General features: G+C 78.7%; 1 protein-coding gene. It reads right to left on the bottom strand.

The genetic code is table 11. The features are described 5' to 3' along the window. A partial coding sequence (locus C667_RS23870) for an MFS transporter (RefSeq protein WP_004392586.1) occupies positions 1-507 on the bottom strand: 507 nt, incomplete at both ends.

The raw sequence follows: 507 nt of genomic DNA on the forward strand, positions 1-507 counted from the left end.
GCCGCCAGCACCACGCCGGCGAGCGCGAAGGCCTCGCGGCTGGCGACGAAGCGGGTGCGCGCCGCCGGCGTGGCGGCCACCTCGGCGCCCCAGGCGTTGTAGGCGATGCTCGCCACCGAGTAGGCCAGCGACACCGCGACCAGCAGGCCGAACAGCCACCCCGCCCCGGCCCCCGCGGGCGGGATCAGCAGCCCGAGCATGCCGGCGCCGAGCGCGGGCAGCGCCAGCGCGACCCACAGCCGGCGCCGCGGCAGGCGGTCGTTGGCCCAGCCGATGAGCGGGTCGGTCACCGCGTCGACGATGCGCGCGGCGAGCAGGACCGCACCCACGAGCGCGAGCGACAGGCCGAAGCCCTCGGCGTACAGGCGCGGCACGTGCACGTAGATCGGCAGCGCGGCGAAGGCGAGCGGCAGCCCGAGCGCACCGTAGGCGAGCAGCGCTCCGCGCTCCTCGCCCCCGCCATGCGAGAGGCGGGCGGAGGCGGCCGCGCCGGTGCGCGGGTCGCCC

This window comes from Thauera phenylacetica B4P, from assembly GCF_000310225.1.
Lineage (GTDB): Bacteria > Pseudomonadota > Gammaproteobacteria > Burkholderiales > Rhodocyclaceae > Thauera > Thauera phenylacetica.